The organism is Rhodoluna sp., assembly GCF_024641065.1.
Lineage (GTDB): Bacteria > Actinomycetota > Actinomycetes > Actinomycetales > Microbacteriaceae > Rhodoluna.
Genome location: NZ_JAHEDV010000001.1, coordinates 144,104 through 161,558 on the forward strand (window position 1 = coordinate 144,104; position 17,455 = coordinate 161,558).

16 protein-coding genes are annotated in these 17,455 nt (G+C 52.2%); all 16 read right to left on the reverse strand.

Features of this window, described 5'->3' with window-relative positions; translation table 11 throughout:
* Positions 1 to 36: 36 nt before the first annotated feature.
* Complete coding sequence (locus tag Q0L26_RS00690; protein ID WP_296646056.1) at positions 37 to 1,497, reverse strand: glutamate synthase subunit beta; 1,461 nt, start codon at positions 1,495 to 1,497, stop codon at positions 37 to 39.
* Positions 1,490 to 6,043, reverse strand: coding sequence for a glutamate synthase large subunit (gltB, locus tag Q0L26_RS00695; RefSeq protein WP_296646058.1), 4,554 nt, complete (start codon positions 6,041 to 6,043; stop codon positions 1,490 to 1,492). The genes Q0L26_RS00690 and gltB overlap by 8 nt, the downstream gene beginning before the upstream one ends.
* A 122-nt stretch (positions 6,044 to 6,165) precedes the next feature.
* Positions 6,166 to 7,056, reverse strand: coding sequence for a prolipoprotein diacylglyceryl transferase (lgt, locus tag Q0L26_RS00700; RefSeq protein ID WP_296646061.1), 891 nt, complete (start codon positions 7,054 to 7,056; stop codon positions 6,166 to 6,168).
* Between the two features lie 13 nt (positions 7,057 to 7,069).
* Entirely contained in the window at positions 7,070 to 7,855 is a 786-nt protein-coding gene (trpA, locus tag Q0L26_RS00705; protein ID WP_296646063.1) for a tryptophan synthase subunit alpha, read from the reverse strand.
* Positions 7,855 to 9,060: a tryptophan synthase subunit beta gene (gene trpB / locus Q0L26_RS00710; protein WP_296646065.1), complete on the reverse strand. Its 1,206-nt coding sequence runs from the start codon at positions 9,058 to 9,060 to the stop codon at positions 7,855 to 7,857. The genes trpA and trpB overlap by 1 nt, the downstream gene beginning before the upstream one ends.
* A gap of 5 nt (positions 9,061 to 9,065) precedes the next feature.
* Positions 9,066 to 9,842 carry an indole-3-glycerol phosphate synthase TrpC gene (gene trpC / locus Q0L26_RS00715; protein WP_296646067.1) on the reverse strand — a complete coding sequence of 259 codons (777 nt, stop codon included), beginning with the start codon at positions 9,840 to 9,842 and terminating at the stop codon, positions 9,066 to 9,068.
* On the reverse strand, positions 9,842 to 10,069 hold the full coding sequence (locus tag Q0L26_RS00720) for a DUF6704 family protein (protein ID WP_296646069.1): 228 nt from the start codon (positions 10,067 to 10,069) through the stop codon (positions 9,842 to 9,844). The genes trpC and Q0L26_RS00720 overlap by 1 nt, the downstream gene beginning before the upstream one ends.
* Positions 10,070 to 10,119: 50 nt before the next feature.
* A complete protein-coding gene (locus tag Q0L26_RS00725; protein WP_296646071.1) occupies positions 10,120 to 10,674 on the reverse strand; it encodes a Trp biosynthesis-associated membrane protein in 555 nt (184 codons plus the stop codon).
* Between the two features lie 2 nt (positions 10,675 to 10,676).
* Complete coding sequence (locus Q0L26_RS00730; protein ID WP_296646073.1) at positions 10,677 to 12,191, reverse strand: chorismate-binding protein; 1,515 nt, start codon at positions 12,189 to 12,191, stop codon at positions 10,677 to 10,679.
* Entirely contained in the window at positions 12,188 to 12,538 is a 351-nt protein-coding gene (hisI, locus tag Q0L26_RS00735) for a phosphoribosyl-AMP cyclohydrolase (RefSeq protein WP_296646078.1), read from the reverse strand. Before hisI ends, Q0L26_RS00730 begins: the two co-directional genes overlap by 4 nt.
* Positions 12,539 to 12,540: 2 nt before the next feature.
* Positions 12,541 to 13,302, reverse strand: coding sequence for an imidazole glycerol phosphate synthase subunit HisF (gene hisF / locus Q0L26_RS00740; protein WP_296646080.1), 762 nt, complete (start codon positions 13,300 to 13,302; stop codon positions 12,541 to 12,543).
* Positions 13,302 to 14,141, reverse strand: coding sequence for an ATP phosphoribosyltransferase (hisG, locus tag Q0L26_RS00745; RefSeq protein WP_296646082.1), 840 nt, complete (start codon positions 14,139 to 14,141; stop codon positions 13,302 to 13,304). Before hisG ends, hisF begins: the two co-directional genes overlap by 1 nt.
* A 23-nt stretch (positions 14,142 to 14,164) precedes the next feature.
* Positions 14,165 to 14,428, reverse strand: coding sequence for a phosphoribosyl-ATP diphosphatase (locus tag Q0L26_RS00750; RefSeq protein ID WP_296646084.1), 264 nt, complete (start codon positions 14,426 to 14,428; stop codon positions 14,165 to 14,167).
* A gap of 39 nt (positions 14,429 to 14,467) precedes the next feature.
* A complete protein-coding gene (rpe, locus tag Q0L26_RS00755) occupies positions 14,468 to 15,139 on the reverse strand; it encodes a ribulose-phosphate 3-epimerase (RefSeq protein WP_296646088.1) in 672 nt (223 codons plus the stop codon).
* 4 nt (positions 15,140 to 15,143) lie between these two features.
* Positions 15,144 to 16,517: a transcription antitermination factor NusB gene (locus tag Q0L26_RS00760; protein ID WP_296646091.1), complete on the reverse strand. Its 1,374-nt coding sequence runs from the start codon at positions 16,515 to 16,517 to the stop codon at positions 15,144 to 15,146.
* Positions 16,517 to 17,455: a methionyl-tRNA formyltransferase gene (fmt, locus tag Q0L26_RS00765; protein ID WP_296646092.1), complete on the reverse strand. Its 939-nt coding sequence runs from the start codon at positions 17,453 to 17,455 to the stop codon at positions 16,517 to 16,519. The genes Q0L26_RS00760 and fmt overlap by 1 nt, the downstream gene beginning before the upstream one ends.

Consider the following 17,455-nt stretch of genomic DNA (forward strand, 5'->3'; position numbering starts at 1 on the left):
CTTTTCTTGTTTTGTTGGCTGGGGCCAACGTTGGGATTAGCTGTGGATAGAAAGTGGTCGATCGGTGGTTTTGACCGGACGAGGCAAAACGGTCTTGCCCTCGAGGTATTCGTCGATTGATGCTGCAGCCGCACGACCCTCGGCGATTGCCCAAACGATCAAGCTCTGGCCTCGACCAGCGTCACCGGCAACAAAAACGCCATCAGCGTTAGTTGACCAGTTCTTGTCGCGGGCGATGTTGCCACGGTTGTCTAGGGCTACCTCTGATTGCTCGGCAGCAAGGTCACCCTCGACACCGGTAAAGCCGAGTGACAGAAGAACCAAATCAGCTGGGATAACGTACTCGGTCCCAGCTTTTGGTAGGCGCTTTCCGTCTACGAATTCAGTCTCGGCAACCTTCACACCAGTAACCTTGCCGTTTTCGCCAACGAACTCGACTGTCGAAGCAAGGTAGGTGCGCTCACCAAATTCTTCGTGGGCGCTTGCAACTTCAAAGAGGGTTGGGAAGGTAGGCCATGGCTGGTGTTCAGGCCTCTCGGCCGGCGGCTGCTTGCCGATAGCCAAAGTGGTAACTGAGATCGCGCCCTGGCGAGTCGCAGTGCCAAGACAGTCAGCGCCAGTGTCGCCGCCTCCGAGAATTACTACGTTTAGGCCATCCGCGTGAATTTGTTCGGCGAGGTTCTCCCCCGCTACAACGCGGTTTCCTTGGACTAGGTAATCCATGGCAAAGTGAACGCCACTCAGTTCGCGGCCTGGAACGTTTAGATCGCGTGGCTTAGTAGCACCGGTCGCAATTAGAACAGCGTCGTAGCGAGAACGTAGTTCTTCCCAGGTGATGTCTACACCAATGTTTACGCCAGCGCGGAATCGAGTACCCTCGGCCTCCATCTGAGCCAAACGACGGTCGATGTGTGATTTCTCCATTTTGAAATCTGGAATTCCGTAGCGTAGAAGGCCACCGATTTTGTCGTCGCGTTCATAGACGGCGACAGTGTGACCAGCTCGGGTCAACTGCTGCGCGGCAGCAAGACCAGCTGGGCCAGAACCTACAACTGCAACAGTTTTGCCGGTTAGACGCTCAGGTGCGTGAGGCACCACCCAGTCATTGTCGAAAGCCTGATCGATAATCGAAACTTCGATTTCTTTGATGGTCACGGCTGGCTGGTTGATGCCCAGAACACAAGCGCTTTCGCACGGTGCTGGGCAAAGACGGCCGGTGAACTCAGGGAAATTGTTAGTTACGTGAAGACGTTCAATGGCAGATTTGCCATCTTCGCGCCAAGTCAGATCGTTCCACTCAGGAATCAAGTTGCCAAGTGGGCAGCCCTGGTGACAAAACGGAACTCCACAGTCCATGCAGCGACCAGCCTGGCGAGTGATTACACCAGAATCACGCTTTTCATAGACTTCTTTCCAGTCCATGATTCGCACTGGAACCGGACGACGAGCCGCAGTCTCACGCTCAGTGGTTTTTAGGAATCCACGTGGATCAGCCATTGGTGACCTCCAGAATCTCTTTCCAAACTTCGTTACTGTCTGGATCTTGTCCGTTTGAAATTGCCCTTGCGCGAATTGCAAGCACGCTTGCGTAGTCACGCGGAAGAACGCGGGTGAAGTTGGCAAGTTCATCCGTGAAGTTTTCAAGGATGTTCTTGGCTACTGCTGAACCGGTTTCTGCGAGGTGCAGCTCGAGGAGCGCCTTCAGCTTGTCAGCATCGGCGGCTTCAAGTTCACCAATGTGAAGTTCACTTGCAGCTAGAGCCTCTTGGTTGATGTGGTCACCACGTAGCTTGTAGATGTAAGCAACGCCACCAGACATACCGGCACCCAAGTTGCGGCCGGTCTTGCCAAGGATGACTGCGGTGCCGCCGGTCATGTACTCGAGGGCGTGGTCACCACAACCCTCGGCAACAGCGGTTACGCCAGAGTTTCGAACCAAGAAACGCTCACCAACAATGCCACGCAGAAGCATGGTTCCGCTGGTGGCACCATAGCCGATTACGTTACCGGCGATGATGTTTTGTTCGGCAGAAAAGACACTCGATCGGTCTGGTCGCACCACAATGAATCCGCCAGAGAGACCCTTACCGACATAGTCGTTTGAGTCGCCCTCGAGAGACAACTTGATGCCCTTCGGAACAAAAGCACCAAATGACTGGCCAGCTGAACCCTTCAAGCGAACATCGATGGTTGCCTCTGGCAATCCATCGGCAGCGTATCGCTTGGTTAGTTCGTTGCCGAGCATGGTTCCAACCGCTTGATCAACGTTTGTGATGTCTAGCTCGATAGTTACCGACTTAGCCTCGTTCAAAGCAGCGTCAGCTGCCTCGATCAACTTGTGGTCAAAGTGCTTCTCTAGCTCGTGGTCTTGCACAGTCATACGACGCAATGATGCGCCTGCAGGAATCTGCGGCTGAGTCAGGATCGGAGTTAGGTCAAGGCCGTCGGCCTTCCAGTGTTCGATGGCACGGTTGACATCGATTAGCTCACTGTGACCGATTGCTTCATCCAGGCTCTTAAAACCAAGAGCGGCCAGATATTCACGTACCTCTTCGGCCAAGAATTCGAAGAAGTTCACAACGAATTCAGGCTTGCCGGTGAAACGAGAACGCAAGGTTGGGTTCTGTGTTGCAACACCAACCGGGCAGGTGTCGAGGTGGCAAACACGCATCAAAATACATCCCTCAACCACCAACGGCGCGGTGGCGAAACCGAATTCTTCGGCTCCGAGAAGTGCAGCAATAATGACGTCGCGGCCGGTCTTCATCTGACCATCGACCTGAACTGAAACTCGGTCACGAAGTCCGTTTAGAAGCAGAGTCTGCTGAGCCTCGGCCAAACCAAGTTCCCAAGGGGTTCCAGCGTGCTTCAGCGAGTTAAGTGGGCTAGCACCGGTTCCGCCGTCATGGCCAGAGACCAAAATTACGTCGGCCTTTGCTTTTGCAACACCAGCTGCAACAGTTCCAATTCCAACCTGAGAAACCAACTTCACGTGCACTCGAGCTGCACGGTTTGCGCGCTTGACGTCAAAAATTAGTTGCTTTAGGTCTTCAATCGAATAGATGTCGTGGTGAGGCGGTGGCGAAATTAGACCAACACCTGGAGTCGAGTGACGAGTCTTCGCGATCCAAGGGTAAACCTTGTTCGGCGGCAACTGACCGCCCTCGCCTGGCTTTGCACCCTGCGCCATCTTGATCTGAATGTCGTCAGCGTGTGACAGATACATGCTGGTCACACCAAAACGACCTGAAGCTACCTGCTTGATTGCAGAGCGGCGGGTTGGGTCAAGCAAGCGCTCAACATCCTCGCCACCCTCACCGGTGTTTGACTTGCCACCGATTTGGTTCATTGCGATTGCCAGAGTCTCGTGTGCCTCTGGTGAAATCGAGCCGTATGACATCGCGCCGGTTGAGAAACGCTTGACGATGGCTGAGACTGGCTCAACTTCGTCGACCGCAATAGCTGGGCGTACACCTTCGCGGATGTTAAACAAGCCGCGCAATGTCATCAGGCCCTCGGCCTGGTCGTCGACAAGCTTGGTGTACTCGCGGAAAATGTCGTAGCGCTTTGAACGAGTTGCGTGCTGCAACTTGAAAACGGTCTCTGGGTTGAATAGGTGCAGTGGGCCTTCGCGGCGCCACTGATATTCGCCACCAGTTTCAAGAGATTCGTGAACGTTGGTTGCCTGCTCAAGCGGATACGCGCTCGCGTGGCGTGCCGCATTCTCGGCGTGAATTACCTCTAGGCCGATTCCGCCAAGCTGGCTGGTTGTACCGGTGAAATAAGTGTCTACGAACTCTTGGCTCAAACCAATTGCCTCGAAGCACTGAGCGCCTGAGTATGAAGAAACGGTAGAAATACCCATCTTCGACATGATCTTCAAGACACCCTTACCAAGACCCTTAATTAGGTTCTTGTGGGCGTGCTCGATGTCAAGGCCAGCAATTTGGCCAGACTTAACCATCTGCTCAACTGACTCAAGTGCCAGGTAAGGGTTAATTGCAGCAGCGCCGTATCCGATGAGTGCAGCGATGTGGTGAACTTCGCGCACGTCTCCGGCCTCAACAACTAGGCCAACCTTGGTGCGAAGACCCTCACGAATTAGGTGGTGGTGTACTGCCGAGGTCAAAAGCAGAGTCGGAATTGGCGCAAGTTCGCGGTTGCTGTCACGGTCAGAAATGATCAGGTAGGTAGCGCCACTGTTGATAGCCTCGGTAACCTCGCTGAAAATCTCACGGATGCGAGCAGCAAGAGCTGTCGAGCCACCGTCAACACGGTAGGTTCCCTTTACGGTGAATGCCTGACCAACACCAGGTCGCTCATCGATGTGCTGAATCTTTGCCAGATCGTCGTTGCTGATTACCGGGAAGTTCAGAATCACTTGCTGGGCGTGCTCTGGGCTTGCGTCAAGAACGTTTCGCTCTGGACCAATGCCAGTGCTAAGTGAGGTAACCACTTCTTCGCGAATCGAGTCAAGAGGCGGGTTAGTTACCTGCGCAAATTGTTGGATGAAGTAATCAAACAAAAGGCGCGGGCGGTCTGAAATAGCCGCAATCGGGGTGTCTGAACCCATGGCGCCGAGTGGTTCGATTCCATTGCGGGCCATAGGTGCAAGCAGAATGCGAAGCTCTTCTTCGGTGTAACCGAAAGTGCGCTGGCGACGGTTTACCGAGGTTGCGGTGTGAGCAATGTGCTCGCGCTCTGGTAGGTCTTTGAGGTTAATTCGGTTGCCCTCAAGCCACGCACCCCAAGGCTCGAGTGCTGCGACCTCTGCCTTAATTTCGTCATCGTCAATCAAACGACCGTTGACGGTGTCAGCTAGGAACATTCGGCCAGGCTGAAGTCGACCTTTACGAACGATCTTGCTTGGGTCGATGTTGGCAACACCAATTTCTGAGGCTAGAACTACGAGTCCATCCTCAGTAATTACGTATCGTCCTGGGCGAAGTCCGTTGCGGTCGAGGGTCGCTCCAACCAACGAGCCATCAGTAAAGACAACTGCTGCCGGACCGTCCCACGGTTCCATGAGCATCGAGTGATACTCGTAGAAATTCTTACGATTCGCGTCGATGTCTGACTGTTTCTCCCAGGCTTCAGGAATCATCATCATCATCGCGTGTGGAAGGCTACGGCCACCCATGTAAAGAAGCTCAAGCACCTCGTCAAATGAAGCAGAGTCGCTGGCGCCCGGGGTGATGATTGGGGTTAGCTGCTTGATGTCTCCAAGTACCTCAGATGCGAGCTGGGATTCGCGTGCGCGCATCCAGTTGCGGTTTCCCTTTACGGTGTTGATCTCACCGTTGTGCGCAATCATGCGGAATGGGTGTGCCAACGGCCAAGAAGGGAAGGTATTGGTCGAGAAACGAGAGTGCACCAGCGCGAGAGTTGATTCGAAGCGCTCGTCGCTTAGGTCTGGGTAGAACGGCTCGAGCTGCAGGGTGGTGACCATGCCCTTGTAGACAATGGTTCTCGAAGAAAGTGACGGGTGATAAACACCTAGGGTGCGCTCTGAGCGCTTGCGTAGGCGGAATGCTCGACGTTCAAGCTCCATGCCCTCTGCGTTGTCTTCTGCAGATACAAAAACCTGACGAATAACCGGCATAGCTGCGCGTGCAAGGTCACCTAGTACTGCTGGGTTGGTTGGAACGTCGCGCCAACCAAGCACTGAGAGGCTTTCTTCTGCGGCAAGTGCGCTGAACTTCGCTTCTACTTCAGTCTCGGTGCCCTGTTCAATGAAAACCAAACCTGCGGCATAAAGGCCCTTGGATGGAAGTTCAAAACCAGCTACGGCACGCATGAAGCTGTCTGGAATCTGAGTGAGAATACCTGCGCCGTCGCCGGTGCCGGCGTCAGAGCCAACCGCACCGCGGTGCTCAAGGTTAGTTAGTGCGGTCAAGGCCGTTACAACAATGTCGTGTCCGGCAGTTCCACGAAGGGTCGCCACCATGGCTAGGCCACAGGCGTCCTTGTCGAAAGCTGGGTCGTATAGACCAGTAGCTGCAGGTGCAGTGCTGAATCTTTCGAACGGCGACATTTCAGGCATGCCACACTCCAATCATTGATTAGTAGAGGGACAACATTGGCCCGGCGATCAAATCGCAATTTGCAAAAAGGGAATTTAGAAACTCAATGCTTTTGGCTGTTTCTGTCGCCCTGAATTCAGGACTATTTAGAGTCTGAGTCTACCTCATAGACGCGCTCATCCAAGGTTTTTTGGTTTGTTGAATCTAGCGCGGCACTGGTTTCAACACCAGGGTGTCTGCGGCTTTGAATGAACCAAATTGCCAGCCCGACTGCAATTCCGAGAATCGCTGACCAAACATTAATGCGCAGACCTAGAACGACTTCAGAAGGATCAATTCGGATTGATTCAGTCCAAATTCGACCGAATGAGTAATAAATCACGTAGATGGCGAACAATTTACCCCAGCGCAACTGGTACTTGCGGTCGAGAGCAAATAGCAGGGCTACTCCGATCAATGACCAAATTGACTCGTAAAGGAAAGTCGGGTGATAGGTGGTGCCTAGTGGAATGCCCTGAGGAATTGCGCTGTTGGCGCCCGAGATTTCAAGCGCCCAAGGCAAATCGGTTGGTGTACCAAAAAGTTCTTGATTGAAGTAGTTTCCCCAGCGGCCAATGGCCTGGGCTAGCAGAATGCCAGGTGCAACGGCATCGGCGAATGACCAGAACTTAACGCCAGCACGCTTGGTACCAATCCAAGCACCAGCAGCTCCACCGATGAGTCCGCCATAAATAGCGATTCCACCCTCCCAAACTTTGAACACGTCCACAAGGTCAGCGCCTTCATAGAAATAGTCACCAGGGTGGGTTAGAACGTGGAACAACCTCGCGCCGATAATCGCGATCGGCACAGTCCACATGGCGATGTCTAGGGCTTTACCCGACTCAACGCCACGACGCTTAAGTCTGAAATCTGCGATAAGTACCGCAGCAATGATTCCGGCAAGGATGCACAGAGCGTAAAAATGAACTACAAATGGCCCGACCGTTATCGAGCTGACCTCTGGAGCTGGAATGTTTTGAAGCAAGTTCATTGTTTTCTCCTAATTACTTCAACCCAGCAGCGAGTTCAGTTACCTTCTGCGTGAGTGCTGAAACTCCACCTTCTTGGTAGGCACGCACAAAGGCAGAACCAACAATTGCGCCCTCTGAATACTCATTGACTTCTGCAACTTGGGCAGCCGTTGAAATACCGATTCCCACCGCGGTATTTTGACTTCCTGATGCTCGGCGCACATTTGAAACAACCTTGCGTGCGTTTGCATCGACCTCGGTGCGCGCTCCAGTGATTCCCATAGTTGAAACCGCGTAGATGAATCCTCGGCTCAATTCACAGGCGTTAACTAGACGCTCGTCAGACGAGGTAGGAGTGGCCAAGAAAACCCTATCGAGATCGTATTTATCTGAAACTTCAAGCCACTCGGCTGCTTCGTCTGGAATCAGATCTGGAGTGATTAGTCCTGCTCCCCCAGCGGCGGCTAGGTCATGTGCGAACTTCTCGACGCCGTAACTCAAAACCGGATTCCAATAAGTCATGACGAGCACCGGGGTGTCAACCTGCTCTGTGATTGCTTTCACAGCACCAAAAAGTTGCTTGAGTTTGAAGCCATTCTCAATAGCCATTTGCGTAGCTTCTTGAATCACAATGCCGTCCATTACTGGGTCACTGTAAGGAACTCCAAGCTCAAGAACGTCAACGCCGTTTTTGCACATGGCAACGGCAGCCTCGATAGAAGACTCTAGATTTGGGTAACCAACAGGAAAGTATCCGATCAGCGAACCTTTGCCAGATGCCTTATTGCTTTTTAGAACGCTTGAGGTTTTGCTTGTCATTACTTGGCTCCATCCAAAAGACCAAAGTACTTGGCAGCGGTCTCCATGTCTTTGTCTCCACGCCCACTTAGGTTCACCAAAATGCTTGAACCCGGCTTGAGAGTTTTACCCAGCTTCAATGCACCAGCGAGCGCGTGTGAGGTTTCAATTGCAGGGATGATTCCCTCGGTGCGGCTGAGCAGACGAAGCGCATCCATGGCTTCTGCATCTGAAATGCCCCAATATTTTGCTCGACCTAGATCTTTGAGCCATGCGTGTTCAGGCCCAACACCCGGATAGTCGAGTCCAGCAGAAATTGAGTGACTCTCAAGAGTCTGGCCATCTTCATCTTGCAACATGTAGCTTCTGGCACCGTGCAGAACACCTGGTCGCCCATAGTTCAAAGTGGCAGCATGGCGAGGAGTGTTCATGCCGTCACCAGCTGCCTCAAAGCCATACATTTCTACGTTCGGGTCATCAAGGAATGCGTGAAAGAGACCGATTGCGTTTGAGCCGCCGCCGACGCAAGCCGCAAGTGCATCTGGCAAGAAGCCAAACTCGTCGAGCATCTGCGCGCGGGCCTCGTTGCCAATTACGCTGTGGAAGTCTCTGACCATAGTCGGAAACGGGTGTGGGCCGGCAACAGTACCAAGTAGGTAGTGGGTGTTATCTACATTTGCAACCCAATCGCGCAGCGCTTCGTTGATTGCATCTTTAAGGGTTCGACTTCCGGTTTTGACTGGCACAACTGTTGCACCGAGAAGCTCCATGCGCGCGACGTTTAGAGCCTGGCGCTCGGTGTCAACTTCACCCATGTAAACAACACATTCGAGTCCGAACAAAGCAGCTGCGGTTGCGCTGGCAACACCGTGCTGACCGGCGCCGGTCTCTGCAATGATTCGGGTCTTACCCATGCGCTTAGTGAGTAGCGCCTGGCCGAGAACATTGTTGATCTTGTGGCTTCCGGTGTGGTTCAAATCTTCGCGCTTCAAGAAGATTCGAACATCACCTGCATGTGTGGCAAAGCGCTTTGCTTCAGTGATGATTGATGGTCGACCGGTGTAGGTTCGGTGCAACTCGGCTAGTTCAGATGCAAACGACGGGTCGTTCTTGGCTGTGTTGTAGGTTGCCTCGAGTTCATCCAAGGCTGCAATTAGCGATTCAGGAACAAAACGGCCGCCGAACTCTCCAAAATACGGGCCAACCTGGTCTTTCAAATTCGACATTTGCTCTACTTTCCGGCTCGCAAGAACGACTGCAACATTTGGGCTGGGTCATTGGTGACCAAAGCTTCGCCAACCAAAACTACGTCGGCACCTGACTTTCGGTAATGAGCCACGTCGTCAGCATTTCGAACTGCTGATTCGGCCACCTTGATGATTCCGTTGGGGATTTCATCGACTACTTTGGCAAACAGGTCTCGATCGGTTTCAAAAGTTGAAAGATCGCGGGCGTTGACGCCAATCATCTCTGAGCCCACTGCAACGGCGAGTTTGAGCTCTTCGCGATCGTGAGTCTCGACAAATGCCAACATACCTAGCTGCTCGGTGAATTCTTTGAGTCGAACGATGTCGCTTTCGGCTAGGCCCGCAACAATCAAAAGAATGATGTCTGCACCAGCTGCTCGAGCTTCAAGAATTTGATACTCGTTCGCGATGAAGTCTTTGCGCAAAAGAGGCACATTCACATTCGCTCTTACGGCAATTAGGTCTTCTAGCGACCCCTTGAACTTGCGTTCCTCGGTAAGAACGCTGATGGCACTCGCGCCGTTTTCGGCATAGATTCGGGCAAGCGCGGCAGGATCAGGAATGTCTGCCATCAAGCCACGAGATGGTGAGGCGCGCTTTACCTCGGCCAAGACCTTAATTTGATCGGCGGGTGCAAGAAATGATTTTGCATCCAAGGCCTCGGATGTCTGGGCAACGGCCCGTTCAATTTGGGCTAGAGAGACTGTTTCTCGGCGACGCTCTGCGTCTGCAACTGAGCCCGCAAAAAGCTCGGCAAGCACTAGTGCTTGTTCTTGGAGTTCTTGCCGCCGACGCCGTAGCCGAGTTTCTTCAGCACGATTCCTGCGACTAGTCCGGCAGCAAAGAGGGCTGCAGAAGCCCAAACTAGAGCTGCTTGGTCAAACCAGAAAGCCAAAGTACCAGTAGCTGAAGCAACCATCATGATGATGACTGCGGTCCATGATGCAACTGAGTCGCCGTGGCCTGCTTCGTTTGCGTTCTCTGACATGATTGCCTTTCTAGAAATCTAGGTCAATTGTAATCGGTGATTGAGGCTGGCTAGCGCTGCGAATCCCAAATTGAGATTGTGTCATTTTCGTCGCTGGTCACGGTTCTTGGGAGCTCGGTGCGAGCTACCCGGGCAGGCCAGCTCTTGGAAGCGAATGTGACGCCGACTTGAATAATCAGCAACAGAGCAATGGCGACGATAGCCAAGGATGCACTTGAGCTGACAGTAGTTTCGATTTGCTTCAGCCCGTGAGCCGTTGCGATTCCGGTGGCTGCCTCAATCTCACTACTTAGTGCAGAAATGTCTGATTTTGCGACGCCAAGTGTCACAAGCGCTAGGAGTGCAGCTGTGAAGAGAGAGGCAATTGAACCGATAACCAGTCTCGCAACCCCAGGCAGAAACAGGAAGGTAAATGCTGCTGCACCAGAAAGCACCAGGAATGGAGAAATGAATGCATAGGTTGTGAATCCGTCAAAACTTTTCAGCTCAACAGTTTCTCCATTGGGCGCCATAGCTAGCGTGAACCAGGTTTGAGAGCATGCAATAGACACGAGAATAATTGCGCCAACCCAAAACACCAGTGCCGTTTGTTTTTTGATTTTCACTACTAGACCTGCGCGTTTGCGATTATTACTGCTCTGAGGGGTGCCCCAGCCTTAGAGATTGTCTCCTGGTATTCAGATTCGGGAACAGAATCTAGAACCAAGCCCGCCCCTGCTTGAACGTGGGCGACCCCGTCGCGAATGAACGCTGTGCGAATTGCGATGGCTAGGTCAGCGTTTCCGGCGAAGTCGAAATAACCAACTACACCACCATAGATTCCACGGTTAGACGGTTCGAGTTCGTCAATGATTTCTAGGGCACGTGGCTTAGGTGCTCCCGAAAGTGTGCCGGCTGGAAAAGTTGCTTTGAACACGTCGATGGGGCTTTGATCGGGTTTTACGTCACCCTCGACTGTTGAAACAAGGTGCATGATGTGGCTGAATCGGTGAACCTGCATGAATTCAGTCACTCGAACTGAACTTGGTTCGCAAACCTTGAGAAGATCATTGCGTGCAAGGTCGACCAGCATCAGGTGTTCGGCTTTTTCTTTATTGTCGTTCAAAAGGCTAGCTTCATGCGACTCATCTGCCTCAGGAGTCAATCCGCGCGGGCGCGAACCAGCAATTGGGTGAGTTACCGCGTGTCCGTTAGTTACCTTGACTAGCGCCTCAGGTGATGAACCAACCACTGCATATGGTCCTGATTCATCCGAGAAATTGAGAAGGTACATATAGGGGCTCGGATTAAGCTCACGCAATACGCGGTAGACATCTAGCGGGCTTGCTGCGCATGGGTGGTCAAGTCGTTGTGAAAGAACAACCTGAAAAACGTCACCGATTCGAACGTAGTGATTCGAGTTAGTGATGCTTTCGATAAAGTCTTCTTTTGCTACACGGTGACTTGCCTCGCTGTTTGCAGCAAAATCGAACGCTCCAACAGTCACTGTAGAACTTGAGTTCAGGTCGCTGAGCATGGTTTCGATTCGCGCCAAAGCTTCGCTATAAATTTGTGCAATGTCGATTCCATCACTCACAAATAGGTTCGAAACCAGCAGAATTTCATCCTGTTCGTGATCGACTATCACCAAGTCGCGGAACATCGCCAAGGCCAAGGTTGGGCTTGGATAATCTTTTGCCGGGGCTGGCCCAAGATTCTCAATCTCGCGAATAAGGTCCCAGGCCATTAGGCCAACTAAACCTGAAGTCAGTGGTGGAAGATTCTCAATTGAGTTACTTGACCAAGCCTTCTGAATTTGAGCCACGGCGTCCAATGCGCCACTAGCCAACGGCTCATTTGCGTTAGGTAGAGCTGATTCTTGCGAATCAGAAACCCATGAAACGGTTCCGTTGTCTCCCTTGATTAGGTTTCCTCGGTTGTTGACTCCGATGAAGCTGTACCGTGACCAAATTCCCTGTTCCGCTGATTCAAGCAAGAAACTGCCAGACCGGTTCGAAGTTACTTTTTCAAAAATCGAAAGCGGTGTTTCTGAACCTTTGCCCAAAGTGCGAATGACTGGGATAACCCGGTGATTTTGCGCCAGTGAGATTACCTCTGCAAGAGAATACTGATTGATGGTCATCCGAGGTCTTCCTCCCCCGCGCTGAAGATTGTCGAAGCGTCGAAGCAAGAATCGGCGTTTGTGTGGCAGGCTGGACCGCTCTCAGTCACCGTGAGTAACAGGGTGTCGGCATCACAGTCAGCTTCAATTTTGTGAACCTTCTGGGTGTTACCCGAAGTTGCACCTTTGTGCCAAATCTCTTGACGTGATCGCGAAAAGAATACGCTCTCGCCAGTTTCAATGGTGAGAGCAAGTGACTCGGCATTCATCCAAGCCATCATCAAAACTCGACCAGTTTCGGAACTTTGAACGATTGCTGGGATAAGGCCGTCTTCATTGAATTTCAAGTTGAATAATGAATCGTTCATTCTTAGCGCACCTCGTAGCCTGCATTTTTGAGTGCCAATTTAGCCTCTGAGATTTTTACTGACCCCTCGTGAAAAATCGAAGCGGCAAGGATTGCATCTGCACCGGCTGCTGCTGCATCTGGAAAGTCCTCGGCTTTGCCAGCTCCACCGGACGCAATCACCGGAACAGGAGAAATGGCTCGAATTGCCTCTAGCATTTCAGAGTCGAATCCGGCACGGGTTCCGTCAGCATCGATGCTGTTAACCAGAAGTTCGCCGGCACCGAGTTCAATTGCTTGCGCAACCCAAGCGAGAGCGTCGAGCTCGGTCTCCTGTCGGCCACCGTGGGTGGTTACAACGAAGCCAGATTCAGTTTTTGACGAGCGCTTTAGGTCGAGTGAAATGACCAAAACCTGGTTTCCAAATCTCGTCGAGATATCTGAAAGTAACTGTGGATTCGCAATGCCTGCCGAACCAACGCTAACTTTGTCAGCTCCTGCACCGAGGAGTTTCGCGACGTCATCAACCGCGCGGATTCCGCCTCCAACTGTCAGCGGAATAAACACCTGTTCAGCGCAGGCGGTCACAAGGTCATACATAGTCGATCGGTTATCTACCGTTGCGTGAACGTCCAAGAAGGTAAGTTCGTCTGCGCCATCCTGGTAGTAGCGAGCCGCAAGCTCAATCGGGTCGCCAGCGTCACGAAGGTTTAGAAAATTCACGCCTTTGACCACGCGGCCATCCGCGACATCGAGGCAAGGGATGACTCGAATTGAAAGCGACATTAGATTCTCGCGGCGTGGATTGCGCTAACTAAAATTGCGCGTGCGCCAAGTTCGTAGAGTTCATCCATCTTGGAATTGATCTCTGATGATTTGACTAAGGCGCGAACCGCCACCCAATCGGTGTCTCTTAGTGGTGACACTGTTGGAGATTCGATGCCTGGTGTGACTGCTGATGCTTTTTCAACCAGTTCGGTCGGGCAGTCGTAATCGAAGATAACGTATTCACGGGCAACCAGCACGCCCTGCATGCGACGCAGCAATTGCTGGTGCTCGCTGGCACCATTAGGCGCGACAATCAGGTGCGCAGAGCTCTCGAGAATAACTGGTCCGAAAATTTCAAGACCAGCCTGTCGAAGGGTGTTACCAGTTGAAACAACATCTGCGACTGCATCTGCCACGCCAAGTCGAACAGCAACCTCAACGGCACCGTCAAGTTGAACCAACTCGACATTTACGCCCTGTGCCTTCAAAAAATCTTCAACAAGGTGCGGGTAGGCTGTTGCCACTCGCTTGCCTTCGAGGTCGGCGATGGACTTGAAAGTTCCTACTGGGCCGGCAAATCTAAATGTTGAACCGCCGAAACCGAGGTCAGCTACCGATTGTGCCTTTGATCTGCTGTCAAGCAGCAAGTCGAGCCCGGTGAAGCCCACGTCAAGGGAACCTGCACCGACGTAAGTTGCAATGTCTCTAGGGCGCAGGTAAAAGAATTCGATGCCGTGTGCTTCGTCTACTACGTGCAGATCTTTGGGATCGCGACGAACGGTATAGCCAGCTTCTTTAAGCATCAGAATGGCTGACTCTGACAAAATGCCTTTGTTTGGAACTGCGACTCTAAGCAATTGGAATCTCTCGTTTGAAATGTTTAAAAGTTTTTTTCAAGGTCTTGCAAGCTAATGCCCTTAGCTGTCATCAAAACCTGCAAATGGTAAATCAATTGAGAGATCTCTTCAGCTGTGCGCTCATTGCCCTCGTACTCGGCAGCCATCCATACTTCGGCAGCTTCTTCAACGATTTTTTTACCGATGGTGTGCACACCCGCGTCTAGCCACTTGACGGTCTCAGAACCGTTCGGGCGAGCAGATGCCTTTTCACCGATTTCGTTGAGTAATTGTTCGAAGGACTTCATACCTCCTAGTTTAGTGCTATCCCCCGTGTTTGCAGGGCTCTAGTGGCGGTGGGAAAGCCCCTGATTGGCAAGAGCGCGAAGGTGATCAATTTGCACCTGACGATCGCTCGCCTTGAAGACGGCAGAGCCGGCTACGAATGTGTCGGCACCATGTTCAGCGACTCGCTCAATGTTTGACTCATCAATGCCGCCGTCCACCTGAAGCCAAATATCTAACTTCTCAGCGTCAATTTTTCGTCTTGCGGCTCGAACTTTATCCAAGGTGGTTTCAATTAGCGCCTGACCGCCAAAACCAGGCTCAACCGTCATAACCAATAGCTGATCAAACTCGTGCAAATCGTCGAGAAAACCATCTACTGGAGTGCCTGGTTTGATTGCTACGCCGGCACGGGCACCTATGGATCTAATTTTTCGAGCCAGTGCAACCGGGTTTTCAGACGCCTCTGCGTGAAAAGTAACTGAATAGGCCCCAGTTTCGGCATAACCCGAAGCCCACTGGTCGACATTTGAAATCATCAAGTGAATGTCTAGAGGTTTAGGTGTGATCTGCTGCATTCGCAGCACCATGGGCAAGCCGAAGGTGAGGTTCGGAACAAAGTGGTTGTCCATCACGTCAACATGGATTAGGTCTGCGTTAGAGATGCTCTCGAATTCGGTCTGAAAGTTAGCGAAATCGGCAGACAAAATGCTCGGATTAATTCGGGCGTTCATGTTTTTAGCCTAATGACTTCTTCATGAGCGCGATGAACATGGCATCGGTGGAATGAATGTGTGGCCACAACTGAGTTGTTTTACGTGAGTTGTTTAGATGCAAGTTTGGATTAATCTTTGAAATCACCCGGTTTGTATCCATTAGCTCAGCGCCTAGTTTTTTCGACGCCCAGTCGGCAATAGCGTTCGTTTCAGCCAGGTGAGGTGAGCAGGTAACGTACGCCATCACTCCCCCTGGCTTCAGTGCGTCCCAGGCGCTGCTCAGCAGCTCTTCTTGCAATTTGGTGAGGTCGGCCACATCGGCCTGTTGCTTTCTCCAGCGAGATTCAGGTCTTCTTCTCAAGGCGCCTAGGCCAGTGCAAGGTGCATCAAGCAGGATTCGGTCATAAAGGGCCGGCTGAGATTCTCCAATGCTTCTGCCATCAAGTTCGGTCACTTTCACATCTGCTGCAATCGGCTCAAGTGCCTGGCGAACAAGCTTTGCTCGGTGCGGGGCAACTTCATTACAGACCAGCGTTGCACCAGCTAACTTGGCTTCAGCAGCAAGAAGGGCGGCCTTTCCGCCGGGGCCAGCACACATGTCTAGCCATTTTTCATTTGGTTGAACTTTTTCAACATCAACTAACGCCAACGCTGCTAACTGCGAGCCTTGATCTTGCACGCGCACTCGCCCTTCACGGAAGGCGAGCAGGTTGTTCGGGTCGCCCGAATCAAGCTGAGCTCCAATTGGGCTTGCTGGGCCAACCTCTAGACCCTCGAAATCTCGCTCGTCTGCGAAACCTGGCAGCGCAACCAAACTCACCAATGGGGCGATGTTATCTGCGAAAAGGAGATCTTTGAGTTCTGACTCACGCCCATCTAGCTTCAGCGCTTGCTCTAGGGCACGAACTACCCAAATTGGGTGACTAAACTCAACAGCCAGTCGCTCGTGTGGGTTTTCGAGACCCGAAAGAACTGCCTCGAGCCACTGATCGCGAGACTTCTCAGAAACTCTTCGCAACACACCGTTTATAAAACCCACAGCGCCGCGGCTCAAATAACGCTTGGCGAGCTCCACAGTTTCGCTGAGAGCCGCGTGTGAAGGTACTCGCATGCCGAGAATCTGATGGGCGCCGAGTCGAAGAAATACCAGTGCGTTGATGTCGATTTCATCGCTGTATCGTTGGGCGCACTCTTCAACGACCCGGTCATAGAAAAGTTGCCATCTCAAAGAGCCGAAAGCGAGTTCTTGTGTAAATGCCGAGTCACGGGTGTCAAGGCCAGAGTCGTCAAGCAACTTAGGCAATAGCAAGTTAGCGTAAGCGTCATCTTTTTCTACCGCCAAAAGCAGATTTATGGCTACTTCGCGAGCTGATACATTGCGTTTTTGTTGAGCCATTATGCGAAAACTACTTTCGTGTTCTTAGGTAAACCGCGGTACCAGTCCCTGGCTGACATCGCTTTTTTTCCGGCGGGTTGCACTTCGATGATTGCTAGTGCCGAGCCATCTCCGCATGTCACCACAATTGCGTCATCTGAGTTGAATACCGATCCAGGTGTCGAATCGGTGGTGCCGACTGAGTATGGCCGCGCTGCCAAGATGCGGATGGAGTCTGAACCGAATTCTGTCCATGCCATCGGTTCAGGATTCATGGCGCGAATCACAGCATCAACTTTGCTACTGTCTGCCGACCAGTCAATTCGAGCCAACTGACGACTTAGTTTGGTAGCAAGTGGATAAGTATCTAGCTTGGAAAGGTCTTGGGTAATCGGTTTGGCAAGTCCGCTGAAAATGGCCGGGAGAGCCTCACCGAGGGCCGAAACGCCCAACTTAGTAAGCCTTTCAAGAAGGTCGCTGGCATTTTCATTCGGGTTGACCTCAGTTGGTACCTGGCTAAAAATTGGGCCAGTGTCCATTCCCTCATCGAGTTGAAAAATTGTCACGCCAGTTATCGAGTCACGATTTAGAAGTGCGTGTTGAACGGGCGCAGCCCCGCGCCAGCATGGCAACAGGCTGTAATGCAAGTTCACCCAGCCCAGCGGCAAAGCGTCAAGAGCTTTGCGGTTCAAAAGAGCGCCGTAGGCGACGATTACTCCAAGGTCTGCAGCGAATTTGTTGATTTCACCAAGCGCCGAGTCGTCAACGCGGTTTGTTTTAACCACGGGAATATTCAGACCCTCAGCAACCTGCGCTACCGGGCTAGGCGTCATTAGGCGTTTTCGTCCGATTGGGGCATCAAGGCGGGTGATAACCACACTGATTTCATATCCCATTTCATGAAGTGCCAACAGGGTTTCCGCAGCGTTGCGCGGTGTTCCTGCAAAGGCGATTTTCAA